This window comes from Pseudomonas sp. 5.2, from assembly GCF_059025405.1.
The window spans coordinates 1-17,811 of record NZ_JBYBHH010000004.1 but is presented as its reverse complement, the minus strand read 5'-3'; the positions used below and the strand labels follow the sequence as shown (position 1 = coordinate 17,811).

General features: G+C 60.3%; 17 protein-coding genes. 9 read left to right on the top strand and 8 right to left on the bottom strand.

Translation table 11 applies throughout. From position 1 onward, the window contains the following. Nucleotides 1-76: 76 nt before the first annotated feature. Nucleotides 77-1,927, top strand: a complete 1,851-nt coding sequence (locus AC5PZ0_RS07900) for a DUF3857 domain-containing transglutaminase family protein (RefSeq protein ID WP_493854628.1) — start codon at nt 77-79, stop codon at nt 1,925-1,927. A 35-nt stretch (nt 1,928-1,962) separates the two neighbouring features. Here the strand turns inward: AC5PZ0_RS07900 and pbpG are convergent, their stop codons facing one another. From pbpG to AC5PZ0_RS07885, 3 genes are all read right to left on the bottom strand, one after another. After that, nucleotides 1,963-2,886, bottom strand: coding sequence for a D-alanyl-D-alanine endopeptidase (pbpG, locus tag AC5PZ0_RS07895; RefSeq protein ID WP_027593731.1), 924 nt, complete (start codon nt 2,884-2,886; stop codon nt 1,963-1,965). A gap of 238 nt (nt 2,887-3,124) precedes the next feature. Then, nucleotides 3,125-3,307: a hypothetical protein gene (locus AC5PZ0_RS07890; RefSeq protein WP_265967349.1), complete on the bottom strand. Its 183-nt coding sequence runs from the start codon at nt 3,305-3,307 to the stop codon at nt 3,125-3,127. A 94-nt stretch (nt 3,308-3,401) separates the two neighbouring features. Continuing rightward, the gene (locus AC5PZ0_RS07885) at nt 3,402-3,749 is read right to left on the bottom strand and encodes a hypothetical protein (protein ID WP_099429790.1); all 348 of its coding nucleotides are present in this window, start codon (nt 3,747-3,749) and stop codon (nt 3,402-3,404) included. 160 nt (nt 3,750-3,909) lie between these two features. Here AC5PZ0_RS07885 and AC5PZ0_RS07880 point away from each other — a divergent pair, with 160 nt between their 5' ends. Then, nucleotides 3,910-4,734 carry a shikimate 5-dehydrogenase gene (locus AC5PZ0_RS07880; RefSeq protein ID WP_493854627.1) on the top strand — a complete coding sequence of 275 codons (825 nt, stop codon included), beginning with the start codon at nt 3,910-3,912 and terminating at the stop codon, nt 4,732-4,734. Between the two features lie 115 nt (nt 4,735-4,849). On the opposite strand, the gene AC5PZ0_RS07875 is transcribed toward AC5PZ0_RS07880, so the two are convergent. The 3 genes from AC5PZ0_RS07875 to AC5PZ0_RS07865 all read right to left on the bottom strand — a co-directional run bounded on the left by AC5PZ0_RS07875 (nt 4,850) and on the right by AC5PZ0_RS07865 (nt 6,296). After that, the gene (locus AC5PZ0_RS07875) at nt 4,850-5,092 is read right to left on the bottom strand and encodes a hypothetical protein (RefSeq protein WP_099429788.1); all 243 of its coding nucleotides are present in this window, start codon (nt 5,090-5,092) and stop codon (nt 4,850-4,852) included. Between the two features lie 95 nt (nt 5,093-5,187). Then, entirely contained in the window at nt 5,188-5,715 is a 528-nt protein-coding gene (gene gloA, locus AC5PZ0_RS07870) for a lactoylglutathione lyase (RefSeq protein WP_493854626.1), read from the bottom strand. Between the two features lie 221 nt (nt 5,716-5,936). Then, on the bottom strand, nt 5,937-6,296 hold the full coding sequence (locus AC5PZ0_RS07865) for a histone-like nucleoid-structuring protein, MvaT/MvaU family (RefSeq protein WP_027593725.1): 360 nt from the start codon (nt 6,294-6,296) through the stop codon (nt 5,937-5,939). A 360-nt stretch (nt 6,297-6,656) separates the two neighbouring features. On the opposite strand from AC5PZ0_RS07865, the gene AC5PZ0_RS07860 reads away from it, so the two are divergent. Further along, the gene (locus AC5PZ0_RS07860) at nt 6,657-7,946 is read left to right on the top strand and encodes an OprD family porin (RefSeq protein WP_099429787.1); all 1,290 of its coding nucleotides are present in this window, start codon (nt 6,657-6,659) and stop codon (nt 7,944-7,946) included. A gap of 91 nt (nt 7,947-8,037) precedes the next feature. Here AC5PZ0_RS07860 and AC5PZ0_RS07855 read toward each other — a convergent pair whose 3' ends face one another. Then, entirely contained in the window at nt 8,038-9,609 is a 1,572-nt protein-coding gene (locus tag AC5PZ0_RS07855) for a metallophosphoesterase family protein (protein ID WP_099429786.1), read from the bottom strand. Nucleotides 9,610-9,770: 161 nt separating this feature from the next. Here AC5PZ0_RS07855 and cobF point away from each other — a divergent pair, with 161 nt between their 5' ends. Next, nucleotides 9,771-10,520 (top strand): precorrin-6A synthase (deacetylating), encoded by a 750-nt coding sequence (cobF, locus tag AC5PZ0_RS07850; protein ID WP_099430931.1) that lies wholly within the window; start codon nt 9,771-9,773, stop codon nt 10,518-10,520. A gap of 167 nt (nt 10,521-10,687) precedes the next feature. Here the strand turns inward: cobF and AC5PZ0_RS07845 are convergent, their stop codons facing one another. Next, entirely contained in the window at nt 10,688-11,038 is a 351-nt protein-coding gene (locus AC5PZ0_RS07845) for a response regulator (protein ID WP_099429785.1), read from the bottom strand. 249 nt (nt 11,039-11,287) lie between these two features. Between AC5PZ0_RS07845 and AC5PZ0_RS07840 the strand changes: the two genes are divergently transcribed. Genes AC5PZ0_RS07840 through AC5PZ0_RS07820 form a run of 5 tightly spaced genes read left to right on the top strand, consistent with a single transcriptional unit; the run spans nt 11,288 to nt 17,787 of the window. Then, nucleotides 11,288-14,755, top strand: coding sequence for a response regulator (locus tag AC5PZ0_RS07840; protein WP_493854625.1), 3,468 nt, complete (start codon nt 11,288-11,290; stop codon nt 14,753-14,755). Then, nucleotides 14,752-15,573 carry a CheR family methyltransferase gene (locus tag AC5PZ0_RS07835; RefSeq protein ID WP_027593720.1) on the top strand — a complete coding sequence of 274 codons (822 nt, stop codon included), beginning with the start codon at nt 14,752-14,754 and terminating at the stop codon, nt 15,571-15,573. The genes AC5PZ0_RS07840 and AC5PZ0_RS07835 overlap by 4 nt, the downstream gene beginning before the upstream one ends. After that, nucleotides 15,570-16,145 (top strand): chemotaxis protein CheB, encoded by a 576-nt coding sequence (locus AC5PZ0_RS07830; RefSeq protein WP_493854624.1) that lies wholly within the window; start codon nt 15,570-15,572, stop codon nt 16,143-16,145. Before AC5PZ0_RS07835 ends, AC5PZ0_RS07830 begins: the two co-directional genes overlap by 4 nt. Then, entirely contained in the window at nt 16,139-17,365 is a 1,227-nt protein-coding gene (locus tag AC5PZ0_RS07825) for a hybrid sensor histidine kinase/response regulator (protein WP_099429782.1), read from the top strand. Before AC5PZ0_RS07830 ends, AC5PZ0_RS07825 begins: the two co-directional genes overlap by 7 nt. A gap of 44 nt (nt 17,366-17,409) precedes the next feature. Then, a complete protein-coding gene (locus AC5PZ0_RS07820) occupies nt 17,410-17,787 on the top strand; it encodes a response regulator (RefSeq protein WP_099429781.1) in 378 nt (125 codons plus the stop codon). The last annotated feature ends 24 nt before the right edge of the window (nt 17,788-17,811 follow it).

Genomic DNA, 17,811 nt, shown 5'->3' with positions numbered 1-17,811 from the left:
TGCCATCTTGCTACGCCAATGAGTATCATTGTCGATTAATGACGGCCTCGATACACCTGGATTGAGAAGGATCTCCATGCTGAAACAGTCTTACCTTGTCGCTGTGCTGCTGCCGCTTGCAATGAGCTGGTGTGGCTCGGCGCAAGCCTTCACCGATGGCACTGACCGCTCCGTGACCTTGGAAAAGGTCGAGCAGACCTTTGTCGTGCAGAAGGATGGCAGCCACCGCCTGGACGTCGACAGCGTCTTGCTGATCAATGACGAACGCGCCATCAAGGCCCGCGCCCAGCAGCCGGTGAGCTTCAACCGCTCGCTGGAAACCCTGGAAGTGATCGAGGCCTACACGCAAAAGCCCGATGGGCGCAAAGTGCGGGTGGATGCCGCGCACATCAAGGAACAGCAAGAGCAGGCGTCTGTGCAGGCGCCGATGTTTCAGGACAGCGTCAACAAGGTGATCATCTTCCCTGAGGTCGCGGTGGGGGATCGCCTGGTCCTGCATTACCAGCGCAACCGCGTCACGCCGCTGTTCCCGGGGCAGTTCGAAGACATCACCGTACCGGAATTCCACCCGGTCGGGGAGTTCACTCTGACCTACGACATGCCCGAGGACATGCCCCTGCAAGCGGACGCGCGCAGCTTCAAGGCGTCGATGCCAGCGGCTGCACCCGGGCGCAAGGTCTACCGCTGGGATTACGTACCGGCGGACCGGGCGCGGATCGAAGCCAGTGCGGTGTCCTACCTGGACTACGGGCACTATCTGGCCGTCTCGACCTTCACCGATTTCAAACAGTTCGCCGAGGCCTACCAGGCACGGGCCAAGGTCGAGGTCACGGCACCGATCACCGAGTTGGCGCACCGCCTGACGGCCCACTTGCCTACCGCACGGGAAAAGGCGCTGACGCTCAGCGACTGGGTGCGTGAGAACATTCGCTATGTCGCCGTGTATGTCGGTGCCGGTGGGGTGGTGCCACATGCCGCGCAGACCGTGCTGGACAACCGCTACGGTGATTGCAAGGACCATGTGGCACTGCTTGAAGCGCTGCTGACGGCGGCGGGTATCAAAAGCACGCCGGCCTTGATCAACCTGGGCAATGCTTATGTGTTCCCCAAGGTCCCTGCGCTGGGGGTGTTGAACCACGTGATCACCTACGTGCCGAGCCTGGACCTGTACCTGGACTCGACCGACCCTTCGATTGCCGCAGGCTACCTGCCGCTGGGTACCTTGAACAAGCGCGTGCTGCTGACTGCCACAGGCGAGTTCGGGCGTACCCCGGCCATACAGCTCAACAAGGTGTCCAGCGACCTGAAGTTCAAGGTCAACGGCAAGGGAGCGGCGGACTTCACCAACGTTGCCACCGTGCAAGGCTGGGCCAGCGAGGTCAGCCGCTACGGGGTTAAATCGATGAAGCCGGCCGACCGTGAACTGCTCGTCGAAAAAGTGCTCGGCGCCTATGGGCAGCGCGGCAGCGGCACGTTCCAGGTACGCCCGCCGAGCGCCAGTGGCGAGTTTGTCAGCACCGTCGATGGGCGCACGGAAAACCTCGTCAACCTGCCCGGGCCGGTGGGGGTGGTGGCTTTGAGCAGCCTGGCAGGGGGCATCTCGCAGAACGTCTACAGCTTCGCCATGGAAAAGGAACGCAGCCAGCACTTCGTGTGCATTTCCAACGACACCGTGGAAACATCGCGCTTCGAATTCCCACCGGAGGTCAGCGTGCTGGCGATCCCCAAGCAGGTGCGTCTGCAAGACGCCAATGTGCAATACAGCGCGCGGTACGCTCAGGAGGGAAATGCGGTGGTGATCGAGCGGCACTTCAAGTTCAGCCGCCCGAACGTGGTGTGTTCACCCGAGGATTTTGCCGCCATGAAGCCGACGCTCGAGGCGATGGTCAAGGACCTGCAGAGCCAGATCATCGTGCAAGCGAGCTAGCCCCCAGGTCGTACGCCAATAGCAACGCGCCTGGCTTACTCGGCCGCCAAGCGCCCCTTCACCCGGTCAGCCTTGTACTGCATTGCCACTGCTGGCGCAGGCTTGGCTGCACCGGTTTCCAGCCACTGGCGCATGCGGCTGGCATCGGCAAAGTGGGTGTACTTGCCGAAGGCATCGAGGATCACCATGGCCACCGGGCGGTTGTCCATGCGGGTCAACAACACCAGGCAGTGGCCAGCCTCGTTGGTGAAGCCGGTCTTGGTCAGCTTGATGTCCCAGTTGCTCTTGTTCACCAGGTGGTCGGTGTTACGGAAGCCCAAGGTGTAGTTGGGCGCGCGGAAGGCCACGGTCTTCTCGCGGGTGGTCGACAGTTCGCTCAGCATCGGGTACTTGCGCGACGCCATCAACAGCTTGGACAGGTCGCGGGCGCTGGACACGTTCTGCGTCGACAGGCCAGTCGGCTCGACATAGCGGGTGTGCGCCATGCCCAGGCTGCGGGCCTTGGCGTTCATGGCCTTGATGAACGCCGGGTAGCCGCCGGGGTAGTGGTTGGCCAGGCTGTTGGCCGCACGGTTTTCCGACGACATCAGGGTAATCAGCAAGGTCTCGCGGCGGTTCAGCTGGCTGCCCAGGCGCACCCGCGAATACACACCCTTCATCTCCGGGTTGTTGGCGATGGTCATGGTGAGCATTTCATCCATGGGCAGCTTGGCGTCCAGCACCACCATCGCCGTCATCAGTTTGGTCACCGAGGCAATGGGCACCACGCGGTCGGCGTGGCTGGCATACAGTTCCTGATTGGTGTTCAGGTCGATCAGCAATGCGCTGCCCGAAGCCAAGTGCAATTTGGCCGGGTCACGTTGCACCTGGGCCGGGGGTTGTGCAGCAGCAGTCGACGGAAGGGTCGCGGTACCTGTGAGCAACAGCAGCAGGCTGAGGATGGACAGGGATGTTTTCACGTTGAGGCTCACTAAAAGTTGGTATGTCGTTGGCTGTGCAAGGGTTTTCCCCCAAAAAACCGCTGCATTGTGGAGTATGGTCGAAGTGCTGTCGATTGCTCGTTGAAGCGACCCGGCGAAATGAAAAAAGCTTCATGCTGGATCGGTTCTGCCGCCTCCACTCGTCGGATCACACGGGCAAAAAAAGACCCGCCAAGCGGCGGGCCATAAGGGAGGGAGCAACGCACAACAAATACTGTCAAGCGACCAGGGTATCTGGCTGCAACTGGTCGGCCAGGGCTTGAGCCGAGGCGCGGGTCGCCAAGGGGCCGCTCACGGGTTCACCGTTACGCATCAGGTACCAGCAGGCCAGCAGGCCCTGCTGGCGCAGTGAAGGGGGGACGGCGCTGCCGACGACGGACATGATCTGGATAGTGGCCATGTGGACCTCCTGTAAAACATGGCCCTACCTTACGCAGCGGCCGCAGCGGTTTGAAATTAACTGAGTTGATAGTGATCATTGGTTTTATCAACGATCACCAACGGGGTGGCCCGTAGTACACCGGGGGCGGGCCGTAATAGGGGCGATAGCCCGGGGGCGGCGGGGCCGGTGCATAGTAGGGCTGGTAGTACACCGGCTGCGGCGGCGGCTGTACGTAGACCGGCTGCGGTGCGTAATAGACTGGCTGGCGCTCCACATACACGGTGCGATCACGCCCGCCATAAACCGTTGCCCCCACCACGGCACCGACCACCGCCGCGCCGAACAGCGGGCCGGGTCCATACCAACCACCGCCACCACCATGGCCACCATGGGCAGCAGCTTGTCCGCTGATGGCCAGGGCACCGACCAGCAGGGCGATTACGGGAATGTGACGGTTCATAAAGCGTCCTCGCAGGGCAACCCCACAGATGGGACCCTAATACTATGACTCTGCCTCTGTCAGCTGAGCACAGGGAAACGGTAAAGGTTGTGTAAGGGACGACAAGCGGCTGCGTCTGATACGCTGAACAAACGATTCAGTTCTGAAAATGGAGCAGGTTATGTCGACAACTCCCAGCAGAGACACGGTGCTGTGCATCTCCTTGGCCGGGCGGCCTGGCACCTTCGGCGTGCGTTTTCACAACCACCTCTACCAACAGTTGGGGCTGGACTTCTACTACAAGGCCATGAGCACTGACGACCTGCCGGCGGCGGTCGCAGGCATTCGTGCCTTGGGCATTCGCGGGTGCGGGGTGTCGATGCCTTACAAGGAAGCCTGCATGGCCTTGGTTGACGAGGTGGACCCGTCCGCTGCGGCAATCGAGTCGGTCAATACCCTGGTCAATACCGGTGGCCATCTGAAGGCCTACAACACCGATTACCTGGCGGTGCGGCAGTTGCTGGCGCAACACGAGGTCGACCCGGCGACTGCGTTTGCTCTGCGCGGCAGTGGTGGCATGGCCAAGGCGGTGGCGAGTGCCTTATGTGACGCGGGCTTTACCCAGGGCACGATCGTCGCGCGCAATGAACAGGCGGGGCGACAACTGGCGGACGTTTGTGGTTATCGCTGGGTGGCCGAGCTCGGAGACCTGTGCCCGCCGATGCTGATAAACGTGACGCCGATCGGCATGGCCGGCGGGCAGGAGGCCAACGCGCTGGCCTTTAGCGAACAGGCCATTGCGGCAGCCGAGCGGGTGTTCGATGTGGTGGCCATGCCGGCGCAGACGCCGTTGATTCGCCGGGCCCAGGCATTGGGTAAGCCAGTGATCACTGGCCTGGAGGTGATTGCGCTACAGGCGCTGGAGCAGTTCGTGCTGTATACCGGCGTGCGGCCTACGCGTGAGCAGGTGGAGGCGGCCGTCGCACACGCGCGCGACCCTCTGTAGGAGCAGCCTTGTGCTGCGAAGAGGCCGGTACAAGGATCATCAATCTCTGATCGCTGCACCGGCCTCTTCGCAGCACAAGGCTGCTCCTACAGGAGGGCGCGCTATGTTGCGTCAATCAGAAGGCTTTGTGCCCCTTGTCCAGCTGTTCATCCACCAGCGCACGGCCATGGGCCAGCGACACATGCTGGGCATTCTCAAGGTCTGAGAAGAACTTCATGGGCATCGAGATGCGCTTGCTGGTGTGCCCTTCAGGGTCGGTGATCAGGCAGCCGGCGGCATAGGGCAGGGGGGAGTCGGGGTGGGGCATCACACTGGCGGTGATGGTGTACTTGCGGTGCTCACAGTGAAGAGATTGCATCGTCCTTACCTCGCTGTGCTTATGAAGCGGTTACCTTCATATACCACAGCAAGGGGCCGGGAGTTCCCGGCCCGACGAGCGAATAGCGTTGTGCCTCAGCCTTTGAGTTCGGTCGGCTGGATCACTTCGACCCAGTAACCGTCCGGGTCCTTGACGAAGGCCAGGTGATTCATGCGGCCATCCGCCAGGCGTTTCTGGAAGGGCACGTCGAGGGCTTCGAAGCGCGCGCAGGCCTCACGCACGTCCGGCACCGAAACGCAGATATGGCCGAAACCGCGTGGGTCGGTGTTGCCGTTGTGGTAGGCAAAATCGGCGTCGTTTTCGGTGCCGTGGTTGTGGGTCAGCTCCAGAACGCCTGGGATCGACTTCATCCACTGGTGGCGCGCGGCGTCATCGGCAGGGATTTGCGCGGGGTCGACCAGGGCCAGGAAGTACAGGCTGAAGGCGGCTTCCGGGAAGTCGCGCTTGTCCACCAGGCGGAAGCCCAGAACGCGGGTGTAGAAGTCCAGCGACTTCTCGATGTCCTTGACCCGCAGCATGGTGTGGTTGAAGACGAACTTGGCGGTGGCGGCATCCGGCTGCGCGGTGACGCCAGGCAGGGTTTGCAGATCGTGCAGGCTCATGGGAACTCCTGAGACGGGGCCGGTGCGCGGCACCGGCAAAACAGACAGGCTGGCCATGATACGGCAGTGAAGCGATTGCGCAAATGAAAGCGCCCTGCACGAGGCAGGGCGCTTGAATTAGAGGCCCGCATGTGCGGGCGCGTGGGGTCGCTAGTCCTTTAGCTGTCTCGATACTGAGCCAGCGCTTGTGAAAAAAGTGTGAAGTCCATGTGGACGTTTCATCAGCGTACCCAGCTTTCGACGGTGGCAGCGCCGTACTCTTCTTTCCAGGCTTTCAGCCCGCGGTGGTTGCCGCCTTTGGTCTCGATCAGCTCGCCCGTGTGTGGGTTTTCATAGACCTTGACCACGCGTGGGCGGCGCTGTTGTTTGGGGGCTGCGGCAGTAGGGCGGGTGGCAGCCTTGGGGTCGAGGATGGCGATGATATCGCGCAGACCCTTGTCATAGCTTTTCATCAGGCCGACTAGTTTCTGCTCGAATTCGATTTCGCGTTTGAGGCCGGCATCCTTTTTCAGCGCTTCCAGTTGAGCCATTTGTTCCTGAAGCGCTTTTTCGGCAGCACGAAACTCTGCAAGTCTGGACACTGTAATCACTCCTGTACGTCTTTCGTGGCAGGGCGTGACGAACATTGAAGAAGAACAAAACGCCGGCCACGGGGGTGGGTTCCGCTGTTCGCTGATATCGAGTGTAGTCATTCATCGCTACTGGGTAAACTGCAAACTTTTTATAAGTAAGCACGGAACTTTACGGGTTTTTCATGCGCCAGTTTGTGACGACTTCGACGGGGCTGTCGAATGGCTCTAGACCAAGGTCCAATAGCCCGGAATAGAGCCTTTGAGCGATCATTTCAGATGATGCTCGGCCATTGTTCGAGCGTGTCGCAGTACCGCAGCAGGTGTTTGCTGCAGGTTGTTTTTCGCCTTTCTTTCTGGATATTTCCTCGCATGTTTGCCCCCCTCCCTCACGCCCCTGGGCGCCGTGTTGCCGGCCTGTTCCTTTTGTGTGCCGGCGTCAATGCCCAGGCCGCCGGTTTTCTTGAAGATAGCAGCGCCAAGGTCGAAGCGCGCAATGTCTACTTCAACCGGGATTTCCGTGACGGCCATAGCAGTTCCAGCCAGGGCGCGTCCAAGCGCGAAGAGTGGGCGCAAGGCTTTATTCTCAATGTTCAGTCGGGTTATACCCAAGGGCCGGTAGGGTTTGGCGTGGATGCGCTGGGCATGGTCGGCTTCAAACTCGATTCCAGCCCCGCGGACAGTAACAGCGGCCTGTTGCCGTCGTCTGGCCATGATCCACGGCACTCGGCCGATCAATACGCGAAGATGGGCTTGGCGGCCAAGGTCAAGGTGTCGAGCACCGTGCTCAAATACGGCTCGATGATGCCGGATGTACCGTTGCTCAAGTACAACGATGGGCGTTTGTTGCCGACGATGTTCCATGGCGCGATGCTCACCTCCGAAGAGGTGCGTGACCTGAAGTTCACCCTGGCCCGCCTGGACAAGTACACCGCGCGTGATTCCACCGATCGCCAGGACATTCGCGTGCACTGCAAGAACAAGCGCTATGCCTGCGACATCGAAGCCGACCACTTCGACCTGGCAGGCCTCGATTACCGTTTCAATGACCGCGTGAGCGCTCAGTATCAAGTGGCCAAGCTTGAAAACATCTATCGCCAGCACTTCCTTGGTCTGGTGGCCAGCCAACCGTTGGCGGTAGGTAGCCTGTCGGCCGACTTGCGCGTGATCAAGAGCGACGACATCGGCAATGCCCGCGCCGGTGACATCGACCACCGCGCCTTCAGTGGCATGCTCGGCTACAGCCTGGGCGGCCATAAGGTCAGCGCCGGCTGGCAGCGCATGTACGGTGAAAGCGCCATGCCTTACCTGGATGGCAGCAACCCGTACCTGGTCAACTACGCCCAGGTCAACGACTTTGCCGCCGCCCAGGAGCGTTCCTGGCAGTTGCGCTACGACTATGACTTCAAGGCACTGGGTGTGCCTGGCCTGACCTTCTTCACCCGTTACATCAATGGCGACCACATCAAGGTCCCGGGTAGCAACGCCGAAGGCAAGGAATGGGAACGCGACACCGAGTTCAAGTACCAGGTGCAAAGTGGCACGTTCAAAGACGTCAGTGTGCGCCTACGTAATTCCACCTACCGCAGCAACTATGAGAAGTGGGCGCGTGATATGGATGAGACTCGCGTCATTGTAAGTTACAGTTTTTCTGTGTGGTGATATACGTGAGCCCAGGACTGTATGACCTGGGCTCACCCCGCAGGGCTGATGGTTGTCCTTGCGCCGTTAGCGCACAGAGCTGTAGGTTCGCTCAGGTGCCACAGCCGTGAAACAAATCTTTCAGATCAAAGGTGGCATCCCGCCCATCCACAAGTCCGGCGGATTGATAACGTACATGAATACGCGTGTTCATGACGTCGTCTGGCTCCAGAAATTGAATTTCACGAGAGCGACTTCCTTGAGCTGCGCCTCTAAGCTCACGGATGTAATTGCCTTGAAGCGTCCAAAGCGTGACACGGAACCAGTAGTTGCCCGGCGCATAGTTAGGGTAGGGCGGGCTCCATTTGACGTGGAGGCTATTGTTGGGGGCGCCGGGTTCCCCTAGGCTCACATAACATAGGTCTTTCGGCGACAAAAGCGCATTCAAGGTAGCTGCTGTGCCGTCGTACGTCTTGACGGGGGTAGCACTGCCACTGTCATACACTCGAATGTTGTAGTTGTAGCGTGTGTAGGGCGTCAGGTTCTCAATGGTTACCTTTTTTCTGTTGTCGGAGCGCACGTACGGCTGTCCATCAATCGAAACTTCGAAATGGGAGATGTCGCGGTCCCGTACATGAAGTAACGGTAATGTGAAGTCTAGCGATTCGGGCCAGGGTAAAATGGCCGGCTCTGGTACGTAGAATCTAATAGGGATTGTCAAAAGGGGGGATGGCAGCAGGGTATTATCCTTTGCCTGCTTAACCGTGAACGCATTGGCTTGAGGGTCAGCTTCACCGACCAAAAAGGTTTTATAAATAGGGGACCCAGAGTCCAAAACAGGCACATCACCAATCTTGCCTCGCAAGGCAAGCTCGTGTGTATGGCCCATGAAGATGGCCAGCACCTTGTATTTGTTCACCATTTCCTGGAACCGCGCTCGCTCTGCTGCGCTTCCCCAGTCGTTGTCTTCGGGGTGTCGATGCATGTTGATAATAATCAACTTGCCGGCTTCGTCAGCAATTTTTAGCTGGCTCTCCAACCAATCGAGAGAGGGTTTGATGTGAACGGTTTTATCCTCATAGTTAAACCAGCCGCTAAAGCTTTTTCTATACGCAAAATGGTTGTGTAGTTGAATGAACGCGAAATCTCCGAACGTTTTTCTGTAGGCCATGCTGCCGTGATATTTTTGCCAGGTAGGACTGTCATCGCCTTCTTGGTACTGGTCAAAAGCGTCCACATTCCAGCGCTTTATATCTTCGGTCAAGTGGGTGACGACGGAGAGCATGGCGCATTCATTGAGGCCGCAACTGTCGACGTTATTTTCATAGTCATGATTGCCCAGTCCATAATAAGTGCCAGGCAGCATCCGACCCTTCATGATGTTCCACTGGTACCGGTGGCCAAACTCAGTCACGTCGCCGTTGAGTATGATCGGTATGCCACCCCCATAGGCGTCTCGATAGGCCGTGATGGCAGCATTCTGCGCATCCAGAAGGGGTAACGACTCCCCCGGGTAGTCAGCACCGCTGGGCGAGCGTGGGTATTGAGTGTCTGATTGGAAAACGAAGCGTTGCGTTACGGTGTCGACTTCTGCAAACGCACAATTATTAAGATACCCTGACAACAATAGGGTGCTTAGAAATACACGAGCGAGGGGGACTCGGCGTTTTTTTAGACTGAGCATATTTTAATCTCTTCGCGGAAGGTAGGCGAATGGTGAGTGCGCAGTCTGATAAAAGCCTGAGCCCTTTATAACTAGGAGTTGTAAGGGTTGACAGACTAGAAATTCTAATGATGGGTAGGGTGATTGGCGGTCGAATATTCAACAAGAAACAGGTCAAGACGATGAATACGATTTTATTAGTAGGAATCGGCGCCGGTGACCCGCGCCAAATTACCCTTGAAGCGGTCGAAGCGCTCAGGCGAGCAACGGTTTTCTTCGTGCTTGATAAGGGCGGGGAGCGGCAGGCGTTGGCTCGAGCCCGCAAGGCCTTGGTCGACCACTACGTGCAGCCCGGCAGTTACCGGTGGGTGCAAGTCGAAGATCCCTTTCGTGATGCAGATGCTATGGACTATGTCGCCGCCGTACAGGACTGGCACGTCCGTCGGGCGAGTCTGTATTCACGCCTATTGAGCGAGGCGCTGGGCCCCGATGATGTTGGCGCCTTTCTTCTCTGGGGCGACCCGAGCCTGTATGACAGTACGTTGAGAATTCTTGAAAGGGTTCGGGAGCTCGGTGTGCGCGTACAGGTGGAGATTATCCCTGGCATCAGCAGCGTCCAGGCCCTGGCGGCCCGCCACCAAGTACCGCTCAATCGCATCGGTGAGCCGCTGACTGTACTGCCTGGGCGTCGCCTTGCCGAACAGCAGCGCATCGACAACATAGTGGTGATGCTCGACGGGCAGTGCGCGTTTGCCTCGTTGGATGACCCGGGTTTGATGATTTACTGGGGGGCTTACCTGGGCACCGCAGATGAGGTGCTGATTGCCGGGCCATTGCAAGCGGTGAAGGCGCAGATTCTGCAAGTGCGAGAGGAGGCGAGGACGCGCAAGGGGTGGATCATGGACACGTATCTGTTACGCCGCGAGCTGTAGCTGGCTGCAGCCCCCACAGTCGTTAAAGACCTGTGGGAGCAACTGTCTGGTGGTGCTTGCGCCGGCCTTATCGCTGGCAAGCCAGCTCCCACAGGTGCGGCGCTAGCCTTTCAGGCTACACAGTTCGGGTGGGAGCGGGCTTGCCCGCGAAAGCCGCCACGTGGGCATCAGACCGTACCCAGTATGTCCACCACCTTGTTGCGCAATTGCTCGATGCTGAACGGCTTGCCAATCAGGTGCATGCCTTCCGGTACGTTTACGTTCTCGGCATAACCGCTGGCAAACAACACCGGCAGCAGTGGACGAAGTTCGCGTGCGCGTTGCGCCAGCACTTCGCCGCGCATGTCCGGCAGGCCCACGTCTGTCATCATCAGCGCCAAGGCCTGCGCAGGGTCTTCGAGCACCCGCAGTGCTGCGGTGGCGTCTTCCGCTTCGATGACCGTGTAGCCCAACTCGTCGAGCACTTCGACCATCAGCATGCGTACGATGTCGTCGTCTTCGACTACCAGAAGATGCATGGTTTGGATCCTGTGAAAATGAATGTCTTTATTCTGTACGCCGGTCGACGGCAGAAGTTCCCGAGGATACCGATCCCTGCAATCAGATGGAACGATTCGCGCCTGCAACCTTCAAATGCTGGCTAAATGCCCTGCCAGAGCCAGCAAAGCTGGTTAGACTCGCTATTACCGGTGAGCGCGGCGGCAGACAATTATAACGGTCTTGGTGCCACACTTTTTCATGGATTCTTTTCGCTCGGGCGTTTTCAGATGATTCAAGTAGCCTCGATTGACCAGCAAAGCTTTCGCAAGCTGCTGAGTCGCAACATCGGCCTGCCCCTTGGGGTCGGCCTGCTGGGCGCAGTGGCGTTCGTCGCGGTGATCAACTACCTGCTCTCGGCCATGCAGTGGGTCGAGCATACGGACCGCGTGATCGGCAATGCCAACGAAACGGTCAAGCTGTCGATCGACATGGAAACCGGCATGCGCGGCTTCCTGATCACCGGCGACGAACGCTTTCTCGACCCCTACGAGGTGGCCAAGCCGAAAATTCTCGGCAGCCTGCAGAGCTTGCGCGCCATGGTCGAGGACAACCCGCAGCAGGTTGACCGTATCGATCGGCTGTTGGCCCTGCAAAAGGCCTGGAATGATTTCGGCAGCGAGATGATTACCCTGCGCCGCAGCGAGGGCAATTACCAGGCATCGATCGGCAATGGGCGCGGCAAGCGCATCACCGATGAAATCCGCAAGGAATTCGAAGGCCTGATCGACACTGAGCAGCAACTGCGCATGGCCCGCAACGAGAAAGTCAGCTCGGTCACCGTGACCGCGATCTCGGCCTTCGTGCTGTTCATCGTCGGCCTCAGCGCCTTGCTGGCCTACCTCGGGCGCCGCGACCTGCTGGCGCTGTCGAGCAGCTATGACGAAAACCTGCAGGCCCAGCAGCGTGCGGCCGAGCGCCTGGAGCACCAGGCCTGGTTGCGTAATGGGCAGACCCAGTTGGCCCAGCAGGTGTTGGGGCAGCTGACCCTGCCCATGCTGGGCGACAATATCCTGCGCTTCTTTGCTACGTACTTGGGCAGCGTGGTGGGCGCGGTGTATGCGCGCGACGAACATGGCCGCCTGGTGCGCGTGGCCACCTATGGCCTGAGCGCCGAGGAGCAGGCCCGTGAGCAGATCAAAGGCGACCACGATGGCCTGTTGGCCCAGGCCGTGCGCGAAGGCCGGCTGTTGTGCCTCGACGACCTGCCCGAAGACTACTACCGCCTGAGCTCGGGCCTCGGCAATGGCTTGCCGCGCAGTGCATTGCTGATGCCCGCCACCGATGATGGGCAGATCAATGGTGTGATCGAGCTGGGCTTCCTGCGCCCCTTGCAGCCGCGCGATGAAGAGCTGATGGAGCGGGTCGGCGGCAACCTTGGCATGTCCATCGAGAGTGCGCGTTATCGCCAGCGCCTGCAGGAAGTGCTGGCCGAGACCCAGCAGTTGAACGAAGAGCTGCAAGTGCAGCAGGAAGAGCTGAAAACCGCCAACGAAGAACTCGAAGAGCAATCACGGGTGCTCAAGGAATCCCAGGCCCACCTGGAAACTCAACAGGCCGAGCTTGAACAGACCAACGAACAACTGTCCGAGCGCACCGACGCCCTGGACCGCAAGAACGATGAACTCAGCCAGGCCCAGCAAGAGCTGCAGGCCCGCGCCGACGACCTGCAGCGTTCGAGCAAGTACAAGTCTGAGTTCCTCGCCAACATGTCCCACGAGCTGCGCACGCCGCTGAACAGCTCGTTGATCCTGGCCAAGTTGCTGGCCGAGAACGGCGAAGGCAACCTTAGCGCCGAGCAGGTCAAGTTCGCCGAATCGATCTACTCGGCGGGCAATGACCTGCTGAACCTGATCAACGACATTCTCGACATCGCCAAGGTCGAGGCCGGCAAGCTCGAAGTGCGCCCTGAGACCACTCAGCTGGAGCGCCTGGTCGAAGGCCTGCGCGGCATGTTCCTGCCGCTGGCCGAGCACAAAGGCCTGGCCTTCGAGGTCAAGGTCGAGCCGCAGGTGCCAGTGACGCTGTTCACCGACCGTCAACGGCTGGAGCAGATCCTCAAGAACCTGCTGTCCAACGCCATCAAGTTCACCGACCACGGTCAGGTCAGCATGACCATCAGCCACCAGGCGGGTACCGGCATCATCTTCGCCGTCCGTGACTCTGGTATCGGCATTGCCGCTGACCAGCAGCAGGCGATCTTCGGCGCCTTCCACCAGGTCGACGGCAGCAGCAACCGGCGTTATGGCGGCACCGGCCTGGGCCTGTCGATTTCGCGTGACCTGGCGCACCTGCTGGGCGGGCAGATCAACGTTGAGAGCAACCCGGGGCAGGGCAGCGTGTTCAGCCTGGTCATGCCCGAACGCTACGAACATGAGGGCGAGGAAGTCGAGGCCCTGAGCCTGCGCCCTGCGGTAGACACTCTGCCGCCAGCGCCCAAGGCGTCCAACGCCGTGGCGCCGAAACTGCCGGCACCGACCTTCGCCGATGACCGCGAGCGGGCCCCCTTCGATAACCGCTGCATCCTGGTGATCGAGGACGAGCCGAACTTCGCCCGCATCCTCTTCGACCTGGCCCACGAGCTGGGTTACAGCTGCCTGGTGGCGCATGGCGCCGACGAGGGCTTTGCGCTGGCGTCCCAGTACATCCCCGATGCCATCCTGCTGGACATGCGCCTGCCCGATCATTCTGGCCTCACCGTGCTGCAGCGCCTCAAGGAGCTGGCCGGCACGCGGCATATTCCGGTGCACATCATTTCGGTGGAGGATCGCGTCGAAGCGGCCATGCACATGGGCGCCGTGGGCTACGCGGTCAAGCCGGCCAGCCGCGAAGAACTCAAGGAAGTGTTCGCCCGCCTGGAAGCCAAGCTGACCCAAAAGCTCAAGCACATCCTGCTGGTGGAGGATGACGACCTGCAGCGCGAAAGCATCGCCCGCCTGATCGGCGATGACGATGTCGAGATCACCGCCGTGGCCATGGCCCAGGACGCCTTGACGCTGCTGCGCGAGAACATCTACGACTGCATGATCATCGACCTCAAGCTGCCCGACATGCTCGGCAACGAGCTGCTCAAGCGCATGACTGCCGAGGACATCCGGTCATTCCCGCCGGTGATCGTCTACACCGGGCGCAACCTCACCCGCGAAGAAGAAACCGACCTGCTCAAGTATTCGCGCTCGATCATCATCAAGGGCGCCCGTTCGCCGGAGCGCCTGCTCGACGAAGTGACGCTGTTCCTGCACAAAGTCGAATCGCAGTTGTCCCATGAGCGCCAGCGCATGCTCAAGACCGCGCGCAGCCGCGACAAGGTCTTCGAGGGGCGCAAAGTGCTGCTAGTGGATGACGATGTGCGTAATATCTTCGCCCTCACCAGTGCCCTGGAGCACAAAGGCGCCATCGTCGAGATCGGCCGTAACGGGCGTGAAGCCATCGAGCGCCTGGAGCAGCATGACGACATCGACCTGGTGCTGATGGATGTGATGATGCCGGAGATGGACGGCTTCGAGGCTACCCGGCTGATCCGCCAGCAACCGCGCTGGCGCAAGCTGCCGATCATCGCCGTGACCGCCAAGGCGATGAAGGATGACCAGCAGCGTTGCCTGCAGGCTGGCGCCAATGATTACCTGGCCAAACCGATCGACCTGGACCGCCTGTTCTCGTTGATCCGTGTATGGCTGCCGCAACTGGAGCGAATTTGACTAGCGAGCGCAACACCGACATCGAGATCCGGCTGCTGATCGAGGCGATCTACCTCAAGTACAGCTACGATTTCCGCAACTACTCCGGCGCTTCGATCAAGCGCCGGATCCTGCATGCCCTGCGCCAGTTCGACTGCCTGACGGTGTCGGCGTTGCAAGAGCGGGTGCTGCACGACCCGGGCATGTTCATGCAGTTGCTGCAGTTCCTGACGATCCCGGTCAGCGAGATGTTCCGCGACCCGAGCCACTTCCTGGCCCTGCGCAACGAAGTGGTGCCGCTGTTGCGGACCTGGCCGTCGATCAAGATCTGGGTCGCGGGCTGCAGCACCGGTGAAGAGGTGTACTCGATGGCCATCCTGCTGCGTGAGGAAGGCCTGCTTGAGCGCACCATCATTTATGCCACCGACATCAATCCGCATTCGCTGGACCGGGCCAAGCAGGGTATCTACTCGATGCAAAGCATGCGCGAGTATGAAGAAAACTACCGCCTGGCCGGTGGCCGCCGTGACTTTGCCGAGTACTACACCGCTGCCTATGGCAACGCCATCATGGACAGCAGCCTGCGCGACAACGTGACCTTCGCCGACCACAGCCTGGCCACCGACAGCGTGTTCTCCGAGACCCAGCTGGTGTCGTGCCGCAATGTGCTGATCTACTTCAACAAAGACCTGCAAGACCGGGCCTTGGGCCTGTTTCATGAATCCCTCTGCCACCGGGGCTTCCTGGTGTTGGGCAGCAAGGAGTCGGTAGACTTTTCGGCCTACAGCCAGCGTTTCGAGCCGCTGGTGAAGCCGGAACGGATCTACCGTAAGACATGAACGGCGCACGGGCAGTGGTGATGGGGGCCTCGGCTGGCGGGGTGGCGGCCTTGTTCCAGGTGCTCGGTGCGCTGCCGTCGGCGTTCGCCATCCCGGTATTGTGCGTGCTGCACTTGCCGGACGGGCGGCACAGCCAGCTGGCCGAAGTGCTGCAAAGGCGGCTGCGGCGCCCCGTGCGCGAGGCCAGTGACAAGGAACGGATCAGCGCTGGGATGATCTACGTTGCTGGGCCGGGGTACCACCTCTCGGTGGAGCGTGACCTGACGCTGTCGTTGAGCCAGGAAGCGCCGGTGCACTTCTCGCGCCCGGCCATCGACTTCCTGTTCATGTCGGCGTCCGATGCCTACGGCGCCAGCCTGCTTGGCGTGCTGCTGACCGGTGCCAATGAGGATGGCGCCGCGGGCCTGGCCTACATCAACAACAATGGGGGCCGCACGATTGTTCAGGACCCCCGCGACGCACAGGTCGCGCTGATGCCGGAAGCCGCCTTGGCCCTGCACCAGCCCGACCATATCCTTACTCTGAGTGGTATCGGGCAATTGCTCGCGACCCTGGAAACAAGCGCATGCTAAGCCACACCATCGCCAAACTGCTGATCGTCGACGACCTGCCGGAAAACCTGCTGGCGCTCGATGCCCTGATCCAGGGCGAAGACCGCGAGGTGCACCAGGCCCAGTCTGCGGAAGCGGCGTTGTCGCTGCTGCTGGAGCACGAATTTGCGCTGGCCATCCTCGATGTGCAAATGCCAGGCATGAATGGTTTCGAGCTGGCCGAGTTGATGCGCGGCACGGAAAAGACCAAGAACATCCCGATCGTGTTCGTCAGCGCGGCGGGGCGCGAGATGAATTATGCCTTCAAGGGCTATGAAAGCGGGGCCGTGGACTTTTTGCACAAGCCGCTCGACACCTTGGCAGTGAAGAGCAAGGTCTCAGTGTTCGTCGACCTGTTCCGCCAGCGCAAGGTGCTTGGTCGGCAACTGGAAGCCCTGGAGCGTAGCCGTCAGGAGCAGGAGGTGCTGCTGGGCCAGTTGGAGCTGGCGCGGTGCGAGCTGGAGCATGCGGTGCGCATGCGCGACGACTTTATGTCGATCGTCTCCCACGAAGTGCGTACGCCACTCAATGGCCTGATTCTGGAAACCCAGCTGCGCAAGATGCACCTGGCACGGGGCAACCTGGAGGCCTTCAGCGCAGACAAGCTGCAGGCCATGGTCGAGCGTGACGAGCGGCAGATCAACAGCCTGATCCGGCTGATTGAAGACATGCTGGACGTCTCGCGCATCCGTACCGGCAAGTTGTCGCTGCGGCCCAGGGTGTTCGATATCGGCCAACTGGTGCGCGGCCTGGTGGAAAACTTCAGCGCCCAGGCCACCGCGCTGGAAACCCATATCGCGCTGCAACGTTGTGAAACGTTGCAGGGTGAGTGGGACGAATTTCGGATTGAACAAGTGGTGGCCAACCTGTTGTCCAATGCCTTGCGTTACGGTGAACGAAAACCGGTGCAGGTGCGGGTGTTCGCTGAGGACGGCATGGCCTGGGTGCAGGTGCAGGATCACGGCATTGGCATCAGCGCCGTCAACCAGCAGCGCATTTTCCAGCAGTTCGAGCGGGTCGCAGCACACCAGGCCAGCGGCGGGCTGGGGTTGGGGCTGTACATCTCCGAGCAGATCGTCCAGGCCCACGGCGGGCGGATTCTGGTGGACAGCGAGGAAGGCGAGGGCGCCACATTCACGTTGCAATTGCCGCTGGCAACGTTCAAAGAACAAAACGACCAGGCGCGGGCAACCTCTGCGTAAGCCTGGGGTCAGATGGCCAACTGTAAGAATTTCAAGGCGTTATCATGAGTGAAGATGCACAAGATGTGGTGCTGGTGGTCGAGGACGAGCCGGCGATTCGGATGATTTTGCGCGACTACCTGGCCGGCGAGGGGTATCACGTGCTGGTGGCCGAAGACGGCGAGCAGGCGTTCAAGATCCTGGCGAGCAAGCCGCACCTGGACCTGATGGTCACCGATTTTCGATTGCCAGGGGGCATCTCTGGGGTGGATATCGCCGAGCCCGCGGTAAAACTGCGGCCGGAGCTGAAGGTGATTTTCATCAGTGGCTACCCGGCGGAGATTCTCGAATCGGGCAGCCCGATCACGCGCAAGGCGCCGATCCTGGCCAAGCCGTTCGACCTGGATACCCTGCACGAGCAGATCCAGGCCCTGTTGCGCTGAGGCTGCCCGGATGTAGGAGCAGCC